This window comes from Kitasatospora sp. NBC_01300, from assembly GCF_041435235.1.
Lineage (GTDB): Bacteria > Actinomycetota > Actinomycetes > Streptomycetales > Streptomycetaceae > Kitasatospora.
This window is the reverse complement of sequence record NZ_CP108408.1, coordinates 1,369,498-1,389,926: the sequence shown is the minus strand read 5'-3', so window position 1 is coordinate 1,389,926 and position 20,429 is coordinate 1,369,498. Positions and strand designations below refer to the sequence as shown.

Below are 20,429 nucleotides of genomic sequence, written 5' to 3'. Positions count from 1 at the left end.
TCATGGTGCTCAACGGCCCCAACCTCGGGCGGCTCGGCAGCCGCGAGCCGGACGTCTACGGCGCCACCTCCTACGCCGGGCTGGTCGAGCGCTGCACCGCGCTCGGCAAGGAGTTCGGCTTCGAGGTCGAGGTGCACGAGACCAACTCCGAGCAGCAGATGGTGGAGTGGCTGCACGAGGCGGCCGACGGCAAGGTGCCCGTGGTGATCAACCCGGGCGCGTTCACGCACTACTCGTACGCGATGCGGGACGCCGCCTCGCAGCGCACCGCGCCGCTGATCGAGGTGCACATCTCCAACCCGTACGCCCGGGAGACCTTCCGGCACACCTCGGTGATCGCCGCGGTGGCCTCCGGCACCATCGCGGGATTCGGGCTCGGCTCCTACGAGCTGGCCCTGCGCGCCCTGGCCGAGCAACTCACCACGCGCTGACGCCTGGTCAGCGGCCCGGCGGCGGACTGTGCCCGCCGCCGGGCCGCCGTGTAGTCTCCCCGCTGAGAGGTGTCGGGAGGTGACCGTGACGCAGTACGCCGGGGGTGGGCACGTCCCGCCGCGTCCCGCCGCTCCGCCGGGGCCGCAGCCGCCGGGGGCCGCCGCGCCGCCGCCGGTGCCGCCCGCTCCGGCTCCTGTTCCCGCGCCCGTTCCCACCGCCGCGCCGCCGGTGCCGGCCGCTCCTGTTTCCGCGCCCGCCCCGGCCGCACCCGCACCCGGCGCGCCGGCCCCCGTCGGGGCCACCGGGCACTTCGTGCTGCCCTCCGGCACGCCCGTGCAACTCCCCGCCCACCCGCCGCAGCGGCACGCGCCCACCAGTCCGATCGCCGTCCTGCTGATCGGCCCGGCCGGGGCGGGCAAGACCACCGTCGCCCGGTACTGGGCCGAGCGCCGGCCCAGCCCGACCGCGCACATCAGCCTGGACGACGTCCGCGAGTGGGTGCAGTCCGGCTTCGCCAACCCGCAGTCCGGCTGGAACAACGCCTCCGAGGCGCAGTACCGGCTGGCCCGCCGCACCTGCGGCTTCGCCTGCCGCAACTACCTGGCCAACGGCATCTCCTGCATCATCGACGACGCCGTCTTCCCGGACCGCCCGGCCATCGGCCTCGGCGGCTGGAAGCGGCACATCGGCCCCGGCATGATCCCGGTCGTGCTGCTGCCCAGCCTGGACTCCGTGCTGCACCGCAACGCCCGGCGCGGCGGCACCCGGCGGCTCGGTGACGAGGAGGTGGCGCGGATCCACGGCCGGATGGCGGGCTGGTACAACTCCGGGCTGCCGATCATCGACAACTCGTACCTGGACGTGGCCGGCACCGCCGCCGAGCTGGACCGCGTCATCCTGGCCCGGCTGATGGGCATGCCGGTGCGCTGACCTGCGACGATCCGGCGGTGTCGGTACCGGCTGCGATGATGTGCGGGTCCTGTCGAACCACCCCGGGGGAGCTGACGCCCGTGCCGGAAGGCCACATCATCCACCGCCTCGCCGCCGAGAACCGGAAGGCCTTCGGCGGCCGCCCGGTCGAGGTGTCCAGCCCGCAGGGCCGGTTCGCCGACGAGGCCAAGGCCATCGACGGGCAGCTGCTCACCGCGGCCGAAGCCGTCGGCAAGCACCTGTTCCTCGGCTTCGAGGAGGGCGCCTGGGTGCACGTCCACCTCGGCCTCTACGGCGGCTTCGCCTTCGGCACCGGGCCCGCGCCCGAGCCGGTCGGCCTGGTCCGGCTGCGGCTGGCCAACGACGACGGCTACGCCGACCTGCGCGGGCCCAACACCTGCGCGCTGGTCACCGACGCGGAGAAGGCCGCCGTCGCCGCCCGGCTGGGCCCCGACCCGCTGCGCGCCGACGCCGACCCGCAGGCCGCCTGGCGCCGGATATCGGCCAGCCGGACGACCGTCGCCGCGCTGCTGATGGACCAGAAGGTGCTGGCCGGGGTGGGCAACGTCTACCGGGCCGAGGTGCTGTTCCGCCACGGGATCAACCCGCACCGCGCCGGCCGCGACCTCACCCGGGCCGAGTGGGACGCGATCTGGGCCGATCTGGTCGCCCTGATGCACGAGGGCGTCGGCGCGGGCCGGATCGACACCGTCCGCCCCGAGCACACCCCCGAGGCGATGGGCCGCCCGCCGCGCGTCGACGACCACGGCGGTGAGGTGTACGTCTACCGGCGGGCCGCGATGCCCTGCCTGGTCTGCGGCACCGACGTCCGGACGGAGCAGCACGCCGCGCGCAACCTCTTCTGGTGCCCCGCCTGCCAGGCGGCCTGACCGGGCACTGTCCGGCCGGTCAGCCGACGGCCGTGCTGGGCTCGTGGTGTTCGGCGGCGGCGCACGCGTCGAGGAGGGGGCGCAGGGCCTCGTCCACGAGCCGGTAGCGCACGACCCGCCCGTCCTTGTCCCCGGCGACCACACCCGCGGTGCGGAGCAGCCGCAGGGCCTGGGACACGGCGGGGTCGCGCATGCCGGTGGCGACGGCGAGGTCGGAGACGGCGAGCGGGCCGGCCCGGTGGAGGGCGAGCAGGAGGGCGAGCCGCCCGGGGTCGGCGAGCAGGGAGAACCGCTCGGCCCAGGTGCGGACGTGCGCGGGGTCGCCGATCGCGGCGATGGCCTCGCAGACCCGGTGTCCGTCGATGGTGCGGTGGCCCGCGCGGTCGGCCGGTACGAGATGCATGCGCACATTGTTGCAGGAGGGGGCCTGTGATCCTGGACACCTGCGCAGGTACGCAGCCTTGCAAGGGTGGGTCCTGGCCCCTACGGTGTTCCCCGCCGTGGTGCTCGGGAAGACCGGTGACGGATCCTCAGGGGTCCCAGTCCGGAGCGGCCCTCGCCACTGTGATCGGGCCATCGTGATCGTCGACGATGGAGAGACGTCCGTACCCACGACGCCACTGGGAGCCTCGCGCACCTGGGAAGGCGGGTACGGGACCCCCGTAAGCCAGGAGACCGGCCACGGCATCTCACGAAGTGTTTCCACGAGGTGCTGGAGCGTGACCCGAATGACCCTGCCCGAAACCGCCGCGGCTGCCGAGGCACCGGCGACACCGTCCGTGCTGCCCACGTTCCGCTGGAAGCGCGAGGACACCGTCCGCACGGCCGGGCTGATGGGGGTGATCCTGGCCATGCACGTGGTGGCCTTCGGGACGCTCATCTTCCTGGTCGCGCCCCACAACTACGCGGTCGGCACCCAGGTCTTCGGGGTGGGCCTCGGGATCACCGCGTACACCCTCGGCATGCGGCACGCCTTCGACGCCGACCACATCGCGGTGATCGACAACACCACCCGCAAGCTGATGGCGGACGGCAAGCGGCCGGTCTCGGTCGGCTTCTGGTTCGCCCTCGGGCACTCCTCGATGGTGGTGCTGATGGCCGCCCTGGTGGCGGGCGGCGCGCAGCTGGCCAGCACGCTGATGGACGACGACTCGACCACCCACAAGTGGCTCGGGATGGTCGGCACGACGGCCTCCGGCGCGTTCCTCTACCTGATCGGCGCGCTCAACCTGGCCGCGCTGCTCGGCATACTCAAGGTGTTCCGGGCGATGCGGGCCGGGTCGTACGACGAGGCGCAGCTGGAGGAGCACCTCAACTCGCGCGGCTTCATGGCCCGGGTGCTGAACCGGGCGACCCGGTCGATCACCCGGCCCGGGCAGATGTTCCCGGTGGGCATGGTGCTGGGGCTGGGCTTCGACACCGCGACCGAGGTCACCCTGATGGTGATGGCCGGGTCGGGCGCGGCGGCCGGGCTGCCCTGGTACGCGATCGTCTGCCTGCCGCTGCTGTTCGCGGCCGGGATGAGCCTGTTCGACACCCTGGACGGGACGTTCATGAACTTCGCGTACCAGTGGGCCTTCGCCAACCCGGTCCGGAAGGTGTACTACAACCTGACGATCACCGGGCTGTCGATCGCGGTGGCCTTCGTCATCGGCACCATCGAACTGGTCGGCGTGCTGCACGAGAAGCTCGATCTGACCGACCCGGTCACCGGCTGGATCGCGGGCATCTCGCTGGACAACGTCGGCTACGCGATCGCCGGGCTGTTCGTGGTGGTCTGGGCCGCGGCGATCGCCTACTGGAAGCTGGCCCGGGTGGAGAAGCGCTGGGCGGCCGCCGAGTAGCGACGGCAGCGAACAGCGAGCAGCGACGGCGCCTTCCCCGGGATCCCGGGGAAGGCGCCGTTTCGGCGTTGCGGGGCGTTGCCGGTCAGTGCCGGTCGCCGTAGCGCCGGCGGAACCGCTCGACCCGGCCGGCGGTGTCCATGACGCGGGACTGGCCGGTGTAGAAGGGGTGGCTGGCCGAGGAGATCTCGACGTCGATCACCGGGTAGGTGTTGCCGTCCTCCCACTCGACGGTGCGGTCGCTGGTGACGGTCGACCGGGTGAGGAAGGCGAGGCCGCCGACCTTGTCGCGGAAGACGACGGGGCGGTAGGCGGGGTGGATGCCGGGCTTCATGGCGGGCTCCTTCGGGCGGGCTGGTGGGCTGGCTGGCCGGCGGGGTTCGGCTCGGGTGGGGTTCGGCTCGGGCGGGCGGGGTTCAGCGCTCTTCGCGGAAGTCGACGTGCCGGCGCGCGACCGGGTCGTACTTGCGCAGGACCATCCGGTCCGGGTCGTTGCGGCGGTTCTTGCGGGTCACGTACGTGTAGCCGGTGCCGGCGGTGGAGCGGAGCTTGATGACGGGGCGCAGTTCACTGCGGGCCATGGGTGTCCTCCCGGGTTGGCGGGGTGTTCGGGGCTGGGACGAAACCGTACATCGAAATGGAAGTCATTTTCATCTGGTGTAACGTGAGCTCCGTCCTGCCCATTCCCGGACGCCAGGGAGCACCCATGTCCGCCCACTGCCAACTCACCGGCCGTCGGCCCGGATTCGGCAACGCGATCTCGCACTCGCACCGCCGCACCCGCCGCCGCTTCGACCCCAACATCCAGCACAAGCGCTACTGGCTGCCCGGCGAGGGCCGGTACGTCCGGCTCACCCTCAGCGCCAAGGGCATCCGCACCATCGACACGATCGGCATCGAGGCCGCCGTCGCCCGCATCCGCGCCCGAGGGGGGAAGGTCTGATGGCCAAGCAGAGCAAGATCGCCAAGAACGAGCAGCGCCGCGCCGTCGTGGCCCGGTACGCCGAGCGCCGCGCCGAGCTCAAGCGGGTCATCGCCCACCCCGGCACCGCCCCCGCCGAACGCGCCGCCGCCCAGGCCGAACTCGCCCGCCAGCCCCGCGACGCCAGCGCCACCCGGATCCGCAACCGTGACGCCGTCGACGGCCGCCCCCGCGGCTACCTGCGCGCCTTCGGCCTCTCCCGGGTCAACCTGCGCGTCCACGCCCACGCCGGCCACCTGCCCGGCGTCCGCAAGGCCAGTTGGTGAGCGGCGTGGACGGGATCAAGCTGCCCGTGGTGGTCGTCGCCGGACTGCACGCCGACCAGCGCCGCGCCGCCGTCCTGGAGTTGGCGGCGGCCGCGGTGGACGCGGTGGTCCTCCACCACGACCTGCGGGACGCCTCGCAGGGCGTCGTCCACCGCGAACTGCGCGACACCGGAGGCGGGTTCGACGCCGCCGACGTCCCGCTGGTGAACGACTGCCCCTGCTGCGCCCTGCGCGAGGACCTGCTGCCGCGACTGCTGCGGATCGCCGACGAAGGCCGGCACGGGCTCGCGATCGTCGAACTGTGGGGCGGCAGCGACCCGCACCCGGCCGTCGAGGTGATCGCCGGGGGAGAGGCGGACGGCCGCCACCTGGAGGACGCCGTCGAACTCGCGGGCGTGGTCACGGCCGTCGACCCGGACCGGCTGGTCGGCGAACTCTCCGTCTCCGACGACCTGGTGGAGCACGGCGAGCACACCGCCCGCCAGGACCAGCGGACCCGCGCGGAGGCGCTCGCCCACCAGGTCGAGTACGCCACCACCCTCGCCGTCCCGCGCGCGACGGCGCACACGCCCGGGCTCGCGCTGCTCCGCCAGCTCCACCCCACCGCCCGGGTCGTCCGGCTCGGCACCGGCGCGCTCACCCGGGCCGCCCTCGGCGGCTTCGACGTCGCCGCCGCCCGCGACCGGGTCAACCCGGCGATCGCGCTGCTCCCGCAGGAGAGCGACGAGGCCGGCGTCACCACGCTGGTCTGGGAGCGCCGCCGCCCGCTGCACCCCGAGCGGCTGCACCGGGCGCTGGAGCTGCTCGTCCCCGCCGCCCAGCGCAGCCGCGGCCGCTTCTGGCTGGCCAATCGGCCCGACCTGATGCTGGCCTGGGACGCCGCGGGGGCCAACCTCGCCGTCGAGGAGTGCGGGCCCTGGCTCACCTCCCTGCCCGACGCAGCCTGGGAGCTGTACCCGCCAGCCCGCCGGGCCGCCGCCGCCCTCGACTGGCACCCTCTGCACGGCGACCGGGTGCAGCAGCTCAGCTTCACCGCCGAGGGCCTGGACGTCGACGGTGTCACCGGGCTGCTCGACTCCTGTCTGCTCACCGACGCCGAACTCGCCGCCGGCGAACCCGGCTGGAAGGCCCTGCCGGACGCCTTCCGGGACCTGCTCGACCCCGTTCACTGAGGAGCCGTCACTGTGCGTAAGCGACCGAACCCGCCCAAGGATCGGCCGAACCCGTTGTTCGCGGCCGGCATCGAGCACATCGACTACAAGGACACCGACCTGCTGAGGCGCTTCGTCTCCGACCGCGGCAAGATCCGGAGCCGCCGCGTCACCCGGCTCACCGTCCAGCAGCAGCGCGCCGTGGCCAGGGCCGTCAAGAACGCCCGCGAGATGGCCCTCCTCCCGTACGCCGCCGGCGCCACCCGGTAAACCACGACCACCGTCACCACCGTCACCGCCCCGTCACCACCCGACAAGGAGCCCCCGATGGCCGTCCCCAAGCGCAAGACGTCCCGCAGCAACACCCGGCACCGCCGGGCCCAGTGGAAGGGCAAGGCCCCGAAGCTCGTCCCGATCACCCTCAACGGCCGCGAACTGCTCGTCCCCCAGAACCTGGTCCCCGCCTACCGCCGCGGCCTGATCGACCCGGAGGGGGCGTAGCGACCACGGAGGGGGCGTGCGGGGGTGGGGCCGCGCCCTGTCGGGGGTTCTCGGCGGGCGGATCGGAGTGGGGGTTCGTAGGCTCGACGCATGTCTGATGCGTACGCGGGTCGGCGGGAGCGGGTGCGGGAGCACTGCAGTGCGGCCGGGGCCGATGCGGCGCTGATCACCCGGGCGGCGAACGTGCGGTATCTGACGGGCTGCGCGCCCTGCGGGGCGACGCTGCTGCTGACCCAGGAGCGGGTGCTGCTGGCAGTGCCGGACGATCTGCCGGCGGACGACACCGGGGAACACCTGATCGCGCCGGACGTCACCCAGATGCCGGTGGCGGCCGCGGCGGACACCGCCCTGGCGGCGGCCGCCGCCGCCACACGACTGGGCGTGGCGGACCTGGCGGTGGAGGAGCACGACCTGACCGTCAGCCGCCACCGCGCGGTGGCGAGCCTGGTGGAGGGCGCCCGGCTGGCCGACCTGGGGCAGGTGGTCGAGCGGCTGCGGGTGGTCAAGGACGAGCACGAGATCGCCGACCTGCGGATCGCCGCCGAGATCGCCGACCAGGCGCTCGGCGAGCTGCTGGAGTCGATCCTGGTCGGCCGCACCGAACGGCACCTGGCGATGGAGCTGGAACGCCGGATGATCGACCACGGCGCGGACCGGGCGGCCTACCCGGTGTCCGTCGGCACCGGCAGCCACTCCGGCCAGCCCGCCCACCAGCCGACCGACCGCCGGGTGGAGGAGGGCGACTTCCTCACCGTGGTGATGGGCGCCCAGTACCGGGGCTACGGCGTCTCCACCGCCCGGACCTTCGTGATCGGCGCCGCCCCCGCGCCCTGGCAGGTGGAGCTGCACCGGCTGGTGTTCCGGGCCCAGCGGGCCGGCCGGGAGGCGCTCGGGCCGGGCGTGGAGCAGTACGTGCCCGACCGGGCCGCGCGGCAGATCCTGGAGGCGGCCGGCCACACCGAGACCTCCCCGCACCCGGTGGGCCACGGCATCGGGCTGGAGATCCGGGAGGCGCCGCGCCTCGGTCCGTCGGACATGGGTAAACTGGACAGCCGCGTGCCGGTCACCGTCGGCCCAGGGGTCCACCTCCCGGGCAAGGGCGGTGTCCGGATCGAGGACACGCTCGTGGTGCGCCCCCCAGAGGAGGGCGGGCCCGAGCTGCTCACCATCACCACCAAGGAGCTCCTCGCCCTGTGACCGCGGCCGCCCGTCGGCCGTCGGCGGCAGGACGCAAGCCTTGGTTCCTTGACAGCTATATCCAGGAGTAAGTGCGCCCGTGGCTTCCACGAACGATCTCAAGAACGGCATGGTCCTCAAGCTGGAGGGCGGCAAGCTCTGGTCCGTCGTCGAGTTCCAGCACGTCAAGCCCGGCAAGGGCCCGGCCTTCGTGCGCACGAAGCTCAAGGAGGTCCTGACCGGCAAGGTCGTCGACAAGACCTTCAACGCCGGCACCAAGGTCGAGACCGCCAACGTCGACAAGCGCGGCATGCAGTTCTCGTACAAGGACGGCGAGAACTTCGTGTTCATGGACACGGACACCTACGACCAGATCGTGGTCGAGCCGGCCGTCGTCGGCGACGCCTCCAAGTACCTGCTGGAGGGCTTCGAGGCCCTGGTCGCCATGTACGAGGGCTCCCCGCTGTACATCGAGCTCCCGGCCTCCGTCGAGCTGCTGATCTCCCACACCGAGCCGGGCGTCCAGGGCGACCGCTCCACCGGCGGCTCCAAGCCGGCCACGCTGGAGACCGGCGCCGAGATCGCCGTGCCGCTCTTCATCGTCACCGGTGAGAAGATCAAGGTCGACACCCGCGACGGCAGCTACCTCGGCCGGGTGAAGTAAGTCCGTGTCGGCCGCACGTAGCAAGGCCCGCACCCGGGCCTTCCAGATCCTCTTCGAGGCCGACCACCGCGGGGTCGACCCGCAGCGGGTCCTCGCGGACTGGGTGGCCCGCGCCCGCGAGCCGAAGCCCGACGAGGGCACCCCGCAGGTCGGCGAGTACACCATGGAGCTGATCGAGGGGTACGTCCAGCACGCTCGCCGGATCGACGACCTGATCTCGCAGTACGCGGTGGGCTGGACCCTCGACCGGATGCCGATCGTGGACCGCAACGTCCTGCGGCTCGGCGCCTACGAGCTGATCTGGGAGGACGGCGTCCCGGACGCGGTCGTCCTGGACGAGGCCGTGGAGATCGCCAAGGAGTTCTCCACGGACGACTCCCCGGCGTTCGTCAACGGCCTGCTCGCCCGCTTCCTGGAGCTGAAGCCGAGCATCCGCCGGTAGGTCGTGCGCCCTAGGCCCTGACCACCGGTGGCGGTGAGACCCGCAGAACGGCCGCTGGACCCGGATTCCGGGTCCGGCGGCCGTCGCGCGTTTCACCCGGGCGGCGTAAGGTGGTGCCCTACTCGCCAGTAACTTGGCGTTCGGAAACCCGCAGTGAAGGGCAGGCCACCCCCATGACCACCGCGACCCGCAGCGAGTTCGACCAGGGCATCGCCCTGACCCGGCACCCTGACGAGCCCGGCCGCTACGAGGCCGAACTCGGTGCCGGCTGGCAGATCGGCGGCGGGGTCAACGGCGGGCTGCTGCTCGCCGTCGCCGGACACGCGCTGTCGCTGGAGCACGGCGACCACCCCGACCCGGTGTCGATCAGTGGTTACTACCTGTCCGCCTCCACGCCCGGCCCGGCCACCGTCCGCACCGAGGTGCTGCGCACCGGCCGCGGGCTCTCCACCGGCACCGCCTCGCTCAGCCAGGACGGCGTGGAGCGGCTGCGGGTGGTCGCCAGCCACGGCGACCTCTCCACCGCCGACGGCGAGGTGCGCACCAGCGCCCTGCCGCCGCAGCTGCCGCCGCCGGACCAGTGCGTCGGCGTCGAGCACGCGCCCCGGGAGCTGATCGCCCAGGCCGAGCTGCTGGAGCGCTTCGACCTGCGGCTGGACCCGGCCACCATCGGCTGGGCGCTCGGGCAGCCGTCCGGCAACGGGCGGATCCAGGGCTGGTTCCGGCTCGCCGACGGCCGCGATCCCGACCCGCTGCTGCTCCTGCTGGTCGCCGACGCGCTGCCGCCGGTGACCTTCGACCTGGGCATGCCCGGCTGGGCCCCGACCGTCGAACTGACCGTCCACCTGCGGGCCAGGCCGGTCCCGGGCTGGCTGCGGGTCACCCACGCCACCCGTAACGTCGCCGGCGGGTACTTCGAGGAAGATGCCGAGGTCTGGGACGAGTCCGGCCGCCTGGTCGCGCAGTCCCGCCAGCTGGCCAGGGTGCCGCGAACGGCGTGAATCACATCGTCTTACCGTCGGTTACATTCCTGTGACACGCCGTACGTGTGCGGCGCGCGCGGATGGGGAGATAGACGGTCAGCGGCGAGCCGGCCGCTGACCGTCACCCGCCGACGGTACCCGTCGATGCCAGGAGCCATCCCGTGAGCGAGCGCAGCGAGCGAACCACCGAGAGGCGCGCAGGGGCGCATGCCCGTGCCGAGCGCAGCGAGGTGGGCGCATGAGCCGCAACGGCCGTGCCCGCCGCAACTCCGACTGCACCGCCGGCGGCCCGCGACCCACGGTGCGGGCGCCGCACCAGCGGCGGCGGGGCGAGGGGGCCGAGCAGGCGTTCGTCATCGGGATCCTGACCAGCGCGGCCGACTTCGCCCGGGCCCGTGCCTGGGGGCTGTCGAACGCCGCCGACCACGAGCAGTACCTGGCCGAGACCGCCGAGCTGCTGGCCGACGCCCTGGAGCGCTTCGACACCGTGCGGGCCCGGATGTTCCACCCGCAGGACTTCGCGGAGTTCTGCGTGCTGCACGGGCTGGACCCGGCCGAGCCGCTCGCCCGCGACCGCTACCTGGTCAATCCGCCGTTGCAGACCCAGCTGTTGGCCTATCAGGGCGAGGAACTGGCCGGGGACTTCGTGCCGCGCCTGGTCCGGGCCCGGGAGAACGGGCTGACGCTCTGCCACGCCGACCTGCTGCTGGACGGCGGCCTGTCCGGTGCGGCGGGCGAGGTCGACGAGGACCACGCCCGCTGGGTGCGCGCCGCCCGCCAGCGCGGCGCCGAGGTGTTCCGCCGGATGCTGGTCGGCGCGGGCGCCGGGGTGTACGAGCTGCGGCTGCGGGTGGACGCGCCGGGCGGGCGGCTGACCGCGGCGGCCCGGGTGCTGCAGTGGGAGGACGGCGTGGTCCGGATCAACGACGAGGACCTGGAGCTGGTCTGCGCGGTGCTGTGCGCCGGATTGGCGCTGGAGCTGCCGGGGGTGGCGGTGCTGCACGGCTCGCAGGGCTCGGTGGCGGCGGGCGGCGCCCGCGGCGGAGCCGCTGACGAGCACTTCCTGCCGGCCTCCTGGGCCTGGTCGAGCGGCGGGCAGGACTGGGCGCCGGCTGCCGGGCCGGTGCGGCTGGACGGTGTGGCGGCGCAGCCCGGCTACAGCCTGGGGACGGTCTGCTGAGCCGGCCGTGGACGCGCGACGGCGCGGCCCCCGGGATGCGGGGTGCCGCGCCGTGACGTTTCTGCAAGGCCCGGGGCGTGGCCCGGACCGTGGACCGAGCCGACGGGAGCCGGTGCGGCGAGCGTCAGCTCGCCTCCTCCTCGCGCACCGCACGGCGCGCGTCGGGGTTCAGCACGCCCCAGGAGATCAGCTGCTCGGTGAGGATCGACGGCGACTGGTCGTAGATGACCGCCAGGGTGCGCAGGTCGTCCTGGCGGATCGACAGCACCTTGCCGTTGTAGTCGCCGCGCTGGCTCTGGATCGTCGCCGCGTAGCGCTGCAGCGGGCCGGCCTTCTCGGACGGGACCTGGGTCAGTCTCTCCAGGTCGAGCACCAGGCGCGGCGGCGGCTCGGCCGCGCCGCCGGGGGTGCCGCCGGGCAGCAGCTCCTGCACCGGGACGCCGTAGAACTCCGCCAGCTCGGCCAGCCGCTGCACGGTGACCGCACGGTCGCCGCGCTCGTACGAGCCGACGACGACTGCCTTCCAGCGCCCCTGGGACTTCTCCTCGACACCGTGCAGGGAGAGACCCTGCTGAGTGCGGATCGCTCGGAGCTTGCCTCCGAGTTGCTTCGCGTAGTCGCTGGACATTGATCTCCCCGGACGAGATTGCTTCGCGTTCAGTGGTGGGTCGCGGACGATTGCCGACGCCGTTACCGGTGGGTTCGACGTCCGTCTCGTAACTCACTGTGAGGTTACGTAGAGTAAGGTAGCTGCGTCAAGCCGAATGGGGCAGTCGTGCGAATGGCCCGCATCCGCGGCGCGTCCGGGGCGTGAACCCGGCGAAGCGGAATGGTGCGTGTCCGGTTGCCTCCCGGCCCGCTGCTAGGATGGCTCGAAGCCCGCGCCCGGTCGGCGGGGGCAGTCCCAGACATCCTTTAAGGCCCGTCCAGTGAGGCGGGGAAGGAGGTCCGCTTCGGCATGACCACACACCAAGATTCGACGCCGCGACCGCCGCACCAGGTGCTGGACGGCACGGACATCGCCCGGGTCGTCACCCGGATAGCGCACGAGATCGTCGAGCGCGCCAAGGGCGCCGAGGACGTCGTGCTGCTCGGCATCCACACCAGGGGCGTCCACCTCGCCCGCCGCCTGCACGGCCGGCTGGCCCAGATCACCGGGCGCGAGATCCCGCTGGGTGCCCTGGACATCACCATGTACCGGGACGACCTGCGGCTCAAGCCCGCCCGCGCCCTGGAGCACACCGAGATCCCGTCCGGCGGCATCGACGGCAAGCTCGTCATCCTCGTCGACGACGTGCTCTTCTCCGGCCGCACCATCCGGGCCGCGCTCGACGCGCTGAACGACATCGGCCGCCCGCGCGCCGTCCAGCTCGCCGTCCTGGTCGACCGGGGCCACCGCGAGCTGCCGATCCGGGCCGACTACGTGGGCAAGAACCTCCCCACCTCGCTGCGCGAGGCCGTGCAGGTGCGCCTGTCCGACAGCGACGGCGTGGACGCCGTACTGGTCGGCGACCGCGCCTACACCGATGCGTCGCGCTCCGCGCGCGATGAACAGGGTTCGCAGGCCCTGGCCTCCCAGCCGTCCGAACCGCACCTCCCGGAGTAACCCGCGTGAAGCGCCACCTCGTCTCCGCCGCCGACCTCACCCGCGACGACGCGCTGCTGATCCTGGACACCGCCGAGGAGCTGGCCCAGCTCTCCGGACGGGCCGTCAAGAAGCTGCCCACGCTGCGCGGCCGGACCGTCGTCAACCTCTTCTTCGAGGACTCGACCCGCACCAAGACCTCCTTCGAGGTCGCCGAGAAGCGGCTCTCCGCCGACGTCATCAACTTCTCCGCCAAGGGCTCCTCGGTCTCCAAGGGCGAGAGCCTCAAGGACACCGCGCTCACCCTCCAGGCGATGGGCGCCGACGCGGTCGTCGTCCGGCACCACGCCTCGGGCGCGCCGGCCCGCCTCGCCCAGTCCGACTGGCTGCACGGCAGCGTGATCAACGCAGGTGACGGCACCCACGAGCACCCCACCCAGGCGCTGCTCGACGCCTTCACCATGCGCCGCCACCTCAACGCCGGGCTGGGCAACGACCTCGCCGGGCGCCGGGTGACCATGGTCGGCGACATCCTGCACAGCCGGGTCGCCCGGTCCAACGTGCACCTGCTGACCACCCTCGGTGCCCAGGTCACCTTCGTCGCCCCGCCGACGCTGCTGCCGATCGGCATCGAGAACTGGCCCTGCGAGGTCAGCTACGACCTGGACCGCGTGCTCCCCAAGACGGACGCGGTGATGATGCTGCGGGTGCAGCGCGAGCGGATGAACGCCGCGTTCTTCCCGACCGAGCGCGAGTACAGCCGCCGCTACGGCCTCAACGGCACCCGGATGTCCCAGCTGCCCGAGCACGCCATCGTGATGCACCCCGGCCCGATGGTGCGCGGCATGGAGATCACCGCCGAGGTCGCCGACTCGCCGCGCTGCACCGTGGTCGAGCAGGTCGCCAACGGCGTGTCGGTCCGGATGGCCGTCCTGTACCTGCTGCTCGGGGGAGCCACCCTCAACGACGCCCGCACCGACTCCGTGGAGACCGCTCAGTGACCACCTACCTGATCCGCAACGCCCAGATCCTCGGCGGTGCCCCGCAGGACCTCCACCTCGCCGACGGTGTGATCAAGGCGATCGGCACCGACCTGGCGGTCGAGGCGGACGTCGAGATCGACGCCGGCGGCCTGATCGTGCTGCCCGGTCTCGTCGACCTGCACACCCACCTGCGCGAGCCCGGCCGCGAGGACGCCGAGACCGTGCTCACCGGCACCCGGGCCGCCGCGATGGGCGGCTTCACCGCCGTGCACGCGATGGCCAACACCACCCCGGTGGCCGACACCGCCGGCGTGGTCGAGCAGGTCTGGCGGCTCGGCCAGGAGGCCGGCTACTGCGACGTGCAGCCGGTCGGCGCCGTCACCGTCGGCCTGGAGGGCAAGAAGCTCGCCGAGCTGGGCGCCATGCACGAGTCCGCCGCGAACGTGCGGGTCTTCTCCGACGACGGCAAGTGCGTGGACGACGCGGTGCTGATGCGCCGCGCCCTGGAGTACGTCAAGGCCTTCGACGGCGTCGTCGCCCAGCACGCCCAGGAGCCGCGCCTCACCGAGGGCGCCCAGATGAACGAGGGCCAGGTCTCCGGCGAGCTCGGGCTCGGCGGCTGGCCGGCCGTCGCCGAGGAGTCGATCATCGCGCGGGACGTGCTGCTCGCCGCGCACGTCGGCTCCCGGCTGCACGTCTGCCACGTCTCCACCGCCGGCTCGGTCGAGATCATCCGCTGGGCCAAGGCCAAGGGCTGGGACGTCACCGCCGAGGTCACCCCGCACCACCTGCTGCTCACCGACGAGCTGGTCCGCTCCTACGACCCGGTCTACAAGGTCAACCCGCCGCTGCGCACCGCCGAGGACGTCCAGGCGCTGCACAAGGCGCTCGCGGACGGCACCATCGACGCCGTCGCCACCGACCACGCGCCGCACCCGGACGAGGACAAGGACTGCGAGTGGGCCGTCGCCGCGATGGGCATGGTCGGCCTGGAGACCGCGCTGTCGGTCGTGCAGCAGACCATGGTGGACACCGGTCTGCTGAACTGGGAGGGCGTCGCGGACCGCATGTCGCACCGCCCGGCCCGGATCGGCCGTCTCGCCGGACAGGGCCGTCCCGTCTCGGTCGGTGAGCCTGCCAACCTGGTGCTGTTCGATCCCGCGTACCGTGGTGCCGTGAACCCGGACAGCTTCGCCACCCGTAGCCGCAACACCCCCTACAAGGGCCTTGACCTGCCCGGACGGGTGCACGCCACCTTCCTGCGCGGGCGCGCCACCGTGCTGGCCGGCGAGCTGGCCGAGCAGGGCGGGGCGGCGTGACCGGCCCGGCCGCGCTCGCCCAGGAGCAGGCCAAGGTCACCAACTGGCCCGGGTACATCGGCTGGGCCGTCGGCCTGCTGATCGTCATCGGGCTCGTCTACTGGCTGATGCGGCAGGGCTGGAACTGGCGGCGCACCCTCCAGTCCGGCATCCCGCCGCTGCCCGCCGTGCCGGCCGGCGCCGGGCGGACCATCCTGGAGACCAGCGGGCGCTACCACGGCTCCACCACCGCCGGGAACTGGCTCGACCGGGTCGTCGCGCACGGCCTGGGCACCCGCAGCCGTGCCGACCTCACCCTCGGCGAGGACGGCCTGCTGGTGCGGCGCCCCGGTGACGTCGACCTCTGGATCCCGGCCGGGCACCTGACCGGTGCCCGCACGGACTCCGGGATCGCCGGCAAGGTCGTCCCGGCCGGGCTGCTCGTCGTCAGCTGGACGCACGAGGGCACCGAGCTGGACTCGGGCTTCCGGGCCGACCACCCGGACGAGCACGCCGCCTGGGTCGAGGCGATCGCCCAACTCGCAACACGTACGAAGACGAAGACGGAAGAGGCCGCTCAATGACCGCACCTGCCCCCACCACGCAGCGCCGACGGCGGGAGCGCACCCCCGCCGTGCTCGTCCTGGAGGACGGCCGGACCTTCCGCGGCGAGGCCTACGGCGCGACCGGCGAGACCTTCGGCGAGGCCGTCTTCAACACCGGCATGTCCGGCTACCAGGAGACCCTCACCGACCCCTCGTACCACCGCCAGGTGGTCGTGATGACCGCCCCGCAGATCGGCAACACCGGCTGGAACGACGAGGACGACGAGTCCAAGCGGATCTGGGTCGCCGGGTACGTCGTGCGCGACCCCGCCCGGGTGGCGTCCAACTGGCGCTCCACCCGCTCGCTGGACGAGGAGCTCGTCCGCCAGGGCGTCGTCGGCATCAGTGGCATCGACACCCGGGCGCTCACCCGCCACCTGCGCGAGCGCGGCGCGATGCGCTGCGGCATCTTCTCCGGCGAGGCGCTGACCGACCAGGCCGAACTGCTCGCCCGGGTGCAGCAGTCGCCCGAGATGAAGGGCGCCGACCTGTGCGCCGAGGTGGCCACCACCGAGGCGTACGTCGTGCCCGCGATCGGTGAGAAGAAGTTCACCGTCGCCGCGCTGGACCTCGGCATCAAGGGGATGACCCCGCAGCGGATGGCCGAGCGCGGCATCGAGGTGCACGTGCTGCCGGCCAACTCCACCCTGGAGGACCTCTACGCGGTCCAGCCGGACGGCGTGTTCTTCTCCAACGGCCCGGGCGACCCGGCCACCGCCGACCACCAGGTCGCCGTCGCGCAGGGCGTGCTGGAGCGCGGGACCCCGTTCTTCGGGATCTGCTTCGGCAACCAGATCCTCGGCCGCGCACTGGGCTTCGGCACCTACAAGCTCAAGTACGGCCACCGCGGCATCAACCAGCCGGTGCAGGACCGCACCACCGGCAAGGTCGAGGTGACCGCGCACAACCACGGCTTCGCCGTGGACGCACCGCTGGACCGGGTGAGCGACACCCCCTTCGGGCGGGTCGAGGTCTCCCACGTCTGCCTCAACGACGACGTGGTCGAGGGCCTCCAGGCGCTCGACGTCCCCGCCTTCAGCGTGCAGTACCACCCCGAAGCGGCGGCCGGCCCGCACGACGCGGCCTACCTCTTCGACCGGTTCGTCGAGCTCATGCGAGGCGACGACAAGCACAGCGTGAAGCTCATGGAGGGCCAGCGTGCCTAAGCGCACTGACATCAAGTCCGTCCTGGTGATCGGGTCCGGCCCGATCGTGATCGGCCAGGCCGCCGAGTTCGACTACTCGGGCACGCAGGCCTGCCGCGTCCTCAAGGCCGAGGGCCTGCGGGTCGTGCTGGTCAACTCCAACCCGGCCACGATCATGACCGACCCGGAGATCGCCGACGCCACCTACGTCGAGCCGATCACCCCGGAGTTCGTCGAGCGGATCATCGCCAAGGAGCGCCCCGACGCGCTGCTGCCGACCCTCGGCGGGCAGACCGCGCTCAACACCGCGATCTCCCTGCACTCGGCCGGCACGCTGGAGAAGTACGGCGTCGAGCTGATCGGCGCCGACGTGGTGGCGATCAACAAGGGCGAGGACCGCCAGCTGTTCAAGGGCGTCGTCGAGGCGGTCAACGCCAAGATCGGCCACGGCGAGTCCGCCCGCTCGGTCATCTGCCACTCGATGGACGACGTGCTGGCCGGCGTCGACACGCTCGGCGGCTACCCCGTCGTCGTGCGCCCCTCCTTCACCATGGGCGGCGCCGGCTCCGGCTTCGCCCACGACGAGGAGGACCTGCGCCGCATCGCCGGCCAGGGCCTGGCCCTCTCGCCGACCACCGAGGTGCTCCTGGAGGAGTCCATCCTCGGCTGGAAGGAGTACGAGCTGGAGCTGATGCGCGACAAGAACGACAACGTCGTGGTCGTCTGCTCCATCGAGAACTTCGACCCGATGGGCGTGCACACCGGTGACTCGATCACCGTCGCCCCGGCGATGACCCTCACCGACCGTGAGTACCAGATCCTGCGCGACATCGGCATCGCCGTGATCCGCGAGGTCGGCGTCGACACCGGCGGCTGCAACATCCAGTTCGCCGTCAACCCCGACAGCGGCCGGGTCATCGTCATCGAGATGAACCCGCGGGTGTCGCGCTCCTCCGCGCTGGCCTCGAAGGCGACCGGCTTCCCGATCGCCAAGATCGCCGCCAAGCTGGCCGTCGGCTACACGCTCGACGAGATCCCCAACGACATCACCGAGCAGACCCCGGCCTCCTTCGAGCCGGCCCTCGACTACGTCGTGGTGAAGGTCCCCCGGTTCGCGTTCGAGAAGTTCCCGAGCGCCGACGCCACGCTGACCACCACCATGAAGTCGGTCGGCGAGGCCATGGCCATGGGCCGCAACTTCCCCGAGGCGCTGCAGAAGGCGCTGCGCTCGCTGGAGAAGAAGGGCTCCCAGTTCTCCTGGACCGGCCCGGTCGGCGACAAGGCCGAGCTGCTGGTCAAGGCGGTCGTGCCGACCGACGGCCGGATCAACACCGTGATGCAGGCCATCCGGGCCGGCGCCACCCCGGAGGAGGTGTTCGAGTCCACCAAGATCGACCCGTGGTTCGTCGACCAGCTCTTCCTGCTCGACGAGATCGCCGCCGAGCTGACCGAGGCCGCCGAGCTCACCCCCGAGCTGCTGCGCCACGCCAAGCGGCACGGCTTCTCCGACCAGCAGATCGGCGAGATCCGCGGCCTGAAGCCGGACGTCGTCCGCGAGGTCCGGCACGCGCTCGGCATCCGCCCGGTGTTCAAGACCGTCGACACCTGCGCCGCCGAGTTCGCCGCCAAGACCCCGTACTTCTACTCGTCCTACGACGAGGAGAACGAGGTCGCCCCGCGCACCAAGCCGGCCGTGATCATCCTCGGCTCCGGCCCGAACCGCATCGGCCAGGGCATCGAGTTCGACTACTCCTGCGTGCACGCCTCCTTCGCGCTGGCCGACGCCGGGTACGAGACCGTGATGGTCAACTGCAACCCGGAGACCGTCTCCACCGACTACGACACCTCCGACCGGCTCTACTTCGAGCCGCTCACCCTGGAGGACGTGCTGGAGATCGTCCACGCCGAGCAGCAGGCCGGCCCGCTGGCCGGCGTGATCGTCCAGCTCGGCGGCCAGACCCCGCTCGGCCTGGCCCAGGCGCTCAAGGACAACGGCGTGCCGATCGTCGGCACCCAGCCCGAGGCGATCGACCTCGCCGAGGAGCGCGGCGCCTTCGGCCGCGTGCTGCGCGACGCCGGCCTGCCCGCCCCCAAGCACGGCACCGCCTTCTCCTTCGCCGAGGCCAAGGCCATCGCCGACGAGATCGGCTACCCGGTGCTCGCCCGCCCGTCGTACGTGCTCGGCGGCCGCGGCATGGAGATCGTCTACGACGAGGCCTCGCTCGCCTCCTACCTGGAGCGCCACGCCGGCCTGATCTCCGAGCACCCGGTGCTCATCGACCGCTTCCTCGACGACGCGGTGGAGATCGACGTCGACGCGCTGTACGACGGCACCGAGCTCTACCTCGGCGGCGTCATGGAGCACATCGAGGAGGCCGGCATCCACTCCGGCGACTCCGCCTGCGCGCTGCCCCCGATCACCCTCGGCGGCTACGACATCAAGCGCCTGCGGACCTCCACCGAGGCCATCGCGCGCGGCGTCGGCGTCCGCGGCCTGATCAATATCCAGTTCGCGCTGGCCGGGGACATCCTGTACGTGCTGGAGGCCAACCCGCGCGCCTCCCGCACCGTGCCGTTCACCTCCAAGGCGACCGCCGTGCCGCTGGCCAAGGCCGCCGCCCGGATCTCGCTCGGCGCCACCATCGCCGAGCTGCGGGCCGAGGGCCTGCTCCCGGCCGAGGGCGACGGCGGCACGCTGCCGGCCGACGCGCCGATCGCGGTCAAGGAGGCCGTGATGCCGTGGAGCCGCTTCCGCGACATCCACGGCCGCGGCGTGGACACCGTGCTCGGCCCGGAGATGCGCTCGACCGGCGAGGTCATGGGCATCGACAAGGTCTTCGGCACGGCCTACGCCAAGGCCCAGGCCGGCGCCTACGGCGCGCTGCCGACCAAGGGCAAGGTCTTCGTCTCGGTCGCCAACCGCGACAAGCGCAACCTGGTCTTCCCGGCCCGCGCGCTGGTCGGCCTCGGCTTCGAGGTGCTCGCCACCGCCGGCACCGCCGAGGTGCTGCACCGCGGCGGCATCCCGTCCACGCTGGTGCGCAAGCACAGCGAGGGCGAGGGCCCCAACGGCGAGCGGACCATCGTCCAGCTGATCCACGACGGTGAGGTCGACCTCATCATCAACACGCCGTACGGCACCGGCGGGCGCCTCGACGGCTACGAGATCCGCACCGCCGCCGTGTCCCGCGGCGTGCCCTGCCTGACCACGGTCCAGGCGATGGGCGCGGCCGTCCAGGGCATGGACGCGCTGCTGCGCGACGAGGTCGGGGTGATGTCGCTCCAGGAGCACGCCGCGCTGATCAACGCCGGCCGCAAGTAGCACCACCGCAGTGGGGGGCACCGAGGCCAGTCGGGTGCCCCCCACTTCCA

The 20,429-nt window shown here is 72.5% G+C and carries 24 protein-coding genes and 1 riboswitch; of the genes, 20 read left to right on the top strand and 4 right to left on the bottom strand.

What is annotated here, in order from left to right; translation table 11 throughout:
* Positions 1–2: 2 nt before the first annotated feature.
* From aroQ to OG556_RS05990, 3 genes are all read left to right on the top strand, one after another.
* Entirely contained in the window at positions 3–431 is a 429-nt protein-coding gene (gene aroQ / locus OG556_RS06000; RefSeq protein WP_063350970.1) for a type II 3-dehydroquinate dehydratase, read from the top strand.
* A 79-nt stretch (positions 432–510) separates the two neighbouring features.
* Positions 511–1,362: an AAA family ATPase gene (locus OG556_RS05995; protein ID WP_371516197.1), complete on the top strand. Its 852-nt coding sequence runs from the start codon at positions 511–513 to the stop codon at positions 1,360–1,362.
* A gap of 80 nt (positions 1,363–1,442) precedes the next feature.
* Positions 1,443–2,252 carry an Fpg/Nei family DNA glycosylase gene (locus OG556_RS05990; RefSeq protein ID WP_371516196.1) on the top strand — a complete coding sequence of 270 codons (810 nt, stop codon included), beginning with the start codon at positions 1,443–1,445 and terminating at the stop codon, positions 2,250–2,252.
* Positions 2,253–2,271: 19 nt separating this feature from the next.
* On the opposite strand, the gene OG556_RS05985 is transcribed toward OG556_RS05990, so the two are convergent.
* Positions 2,272–2,655, bottom strand: a complete 384-nt coding sequence (locus tag OG556_RS05985) for an ArsR/SmtB family transcription factor (protein ID WP_371516195.1) — start codon at positions 2,653–2,655, stop codon at positions 2,272–2,274.
* A gap of 81 nt (positions 2,656–2,736) precedes the next feature.
* A riboswitch (cobalamin riboswitch) is annotated at positions 2,737–2,951 on the top strand.
* A gap of 29 nt (positions 2,952–2,980) precedes the next feature.
* Between OG556_RS05985 and OG556_RS05980 the strand changes: the two genes are divergently transcribed.
* Positions 2,981–4,096: a HoxN/HupN/NixA family nickel/cobalt transporter gene (locus OG556_RS05980; RefSeq protein WP_371522587.1), complete on the top strand. Its 1,116-nt coding sequence runs from the start codon at positions 2,981–2,983 to the stop codon at positions 4,094–4,096.
* An 85-nt stretch (positions 4,097–4,181) separates the two neighbouring features.
* Here OG556_RS05980 and OG556_RS05975 read toward each other — a convergent pair whose 3' ends face one another.
* On the bottom strand, positions 4,182–4,430 hold the full coding sequence (locus OG556_RS05975) for a type B 50S ribosomal protein L31 (RefSeq protein ID WP_371516194.1): 249 nt from the start codon (positions 4,428–4,430) through the stop codon (positions 4,182–4,184).
* Positions 4,431–4,512: 82 nt separating this feature from the next.
* Positions 4,513–4,677 carry a 50S ribosomal protein L33 gene (rpmG, locus tag OG556_RS05970; RefSeq protein ID WP_363618280.1) on the bottom strand — a complete coding sequence of 55 codons (165 nt, stop codon included), beginning with the start codon at positions 4,675–4,677 and terminating at the stop codon, positions 4,513–4,515.
* A gap of 125 nt (positions 4,678–4,802) precedes the next feature.
* On the opposite strand from rpmG, the gene rpmB reads away from it, so the two are divergent.
* The 10 genes from rpmB to OG556_RS05920 all read left to right on the top strand — a co-directional run bounded on the left by rpmB (position 4,803) and on the right by OG556_RS05920 (position 11,441).
* Positions 4,803–5,039 (top strand): 50S ribosomal protein L28, encoded by a 237-nt coding sequence (rpmB, locus tag OG556_RS05965; RefSeq protein WP_350877850.1) that lies wholly within the window; start codon positions 4,803–4,805, stop codon positions 5,037–5,039.
* Positions 5,039–5,344, top strand: a complete 306-nt coding sequence (gene rpsN / locus OG556_RS05960; RefSeq protein ID WP_371516193.1) for a 30S ribosomal protein S14 — start codon at positions 5,039–5,041, stop codon at positions 5,342–5,344. The genes rpmB and rpsN overlap by 1 nt, the downstream gene beginning before the upstream one ends.
* The gene (locus OG556_RS05955) at positions 5,341–6,516 is read left to right on the top strand and encodes a GTP-binding protein (protein ID WP_371516192.1); all 1,176 of its coding nucleotides are present in this window, start codon (positions 5,341–5,343) and stop codon (positions 6,514–6,516) included. Before rpsN ends, OG556_RS05955 begins: the two co-directional genes overlap by 4 nt.
* 12 nt (positions 6,517–6,528) lie before the next feature.
* Positions 6,529–6,765, top strand: coding sequence for a 30S ribosomal protein S18 (gene rpsR, locus OG556_RS05950; protein ID WP_371516191.1), 237 nt, complete (start codon positions 6,529–6,531; stop codon positions 6,763–6,765).
* Positions 6,766–6,822: 57 nt separating this feature from the next.
* Entirely contained in the window at positions 6,823–6,996 is a 174-nt protein-coding gene (rpmF, locus tag OG556_RS05945; RefSeq protein ID WP_063346769.1) for a 50S ribosomal protein L32, read from the top strand.
* Positions 6,997–7,086: 90 nt separating this feature from the next.
* A complete protein-coding gene (locus OG556_RS05940) occupies positions 7,087–8,193 on the top strand; it encodes a M24 family metallopeptidase (RefSeq protein ID WP_371516190.1) in 1,107 nt (368 codons plus the stop codon).
* Positions 8,194–8,272: 79 nt separating this feature from the next.
* Entirely contained in the window at positions 8,273–8,836 is a 564-nt protein-coding gene (gene efp / locus OG556_RS05935) for an elongation factor P (protein ID WP_350877845.1), read from the top strand.
* A 4-nt stretch (positions 8,837–8,840) separates the two neighbouring features.
* On the top strand, positions 8,841–9,278 hold the full coding sequence (gene nusB / locus OG556_RS05930) for a transcription antitermination factor NusB (protein ID WP_063346766.1): 438 nt from the start codon (positions 8,841–8,843) through the stop codon (positions 9,276–9,278).
* A 173-nt stretch (positions 9,279–9,451) separates the two neighbouring features.
* Positions 9,452–10,279, top strand: coding sequence for a thioesterase family protein (locus OG556_RS05925; protein WP_371516189.1), 828 nt, complete (start codon positions 9,452–9,454; stop codon positions 10,277–10,279).
* Positions 10,280–10,499: 220 nt separating this feature from the next.
* Positions 10,500–11,441, top strand: a complete 942-nt coding sequence (locus OG556_RS05920; protein ID WP_371516188.1) for a hypothetical protein — start codon at positions 10,500–10,502, stop codon at positions 11,439–11,441.
* 124 nt (positions 11,442–11,565) lie between these two features.
* Here OG556_RS05920 and OG556_RS05915 read toward each other — a convergent pair whose 3' ends face one another.
* Entirely contained in the window at positions 11,566–12,069 is a 504-nt protein-coding gene (locus tag OG556_RS05915) for a transcriptional regulator (protein ID WP_031072501.1), read from the bottom strand.
* Between the two features lie 330 nt (positions 12,070–12,399).
* Here OG556_RS05915 and pyrR point away from each other — a divergent pair, with 330 nt between their 5' ends.
* From pyrR to carB, 6 genes are read left to right on the top strand one after another with little or no spacing between them, the layout of a single operon-like run.
* Positions 12,400–13,047, top strand: a complete 648-nt coding sequence (gene pyrR, locus OG556_RS05910; protein ID WP_063346763.1) for a bifunctional pyr operon transcriptional regulator/uracil phosphoribosyltransferase PyrR — start codon at positions 12,400–12,402, stop codon at positions 13,045–13,047.
* A gap of 5 nt (positions 13,048–13,052) precedes the next feature.
* On the top strand, positions 13,053–14,027 hold the full coding sequence (locus OG556_RS05905) for an aspartate carbamoyltransferase catalytic subunit (protein ID WP_350877841.1): 975 nt from the start codon (positions 13,053–13,055) through the stop codon (positions 14,025–14,027).
* Positions 14,024–15,328: a dihydroorotase gene (locus OG556_RS05900; RefSeq protein WP_371516187.1), complete on the top strand. Its 1,305-nt coding sequence runs from the start codon at positions 14,024–14,026 to the stop codon at positions 15,326–15,328. Before OG556_RS05905 ends, OG556_RS05900 begins: the two co-directional genes overlap by 4 nt.
* A complete protein-coding gene (locus tag OG556_RS05895) occupies positions 15,325–15,891 on the top strand; it encodes a hypothetical protein (protein WP_363372725.1) in 567 nt (188 codons plus the stop codon). The genes OG556_RS05900 and OG556_RS05895 overlap by 4 nt, the downstream gene beginning before the upstream one ends.
* Positions 15,888–17,078 carry a glutamine-hydrolyzing carbamoyl-phosphate synthase small subunit gene (gene carA, locus OG556_RS05890; RefSeq protein ID WP_371516186.1) on the top strand — a complete coding sequence of 397 codons (1,191 nt, stop codon included), beginning with the start codon at positions 15,888–15,890 and terminating at the stop codon, positions 17,076–17,078. The genes OG556_RS05895 and carA overlap by 4 nt, the downstream gene beginning before the upstream one ends.
* Positions 17,071–20,379, top strand: coding sequence for a carbamoyl-phosphate synthase large subunit (gene carB / locus OG556_RS05885; protein ID WP_371516185.1), 3,309 nt, complete (start codon positions 17,071–17,073; stop codon positions 20,377–20,379). Before carA ends, carB begins: the two co-directional genes overlap by 8 nt.
* Positions 20,380–20,429: the final 50 nt, after the last annotated feature.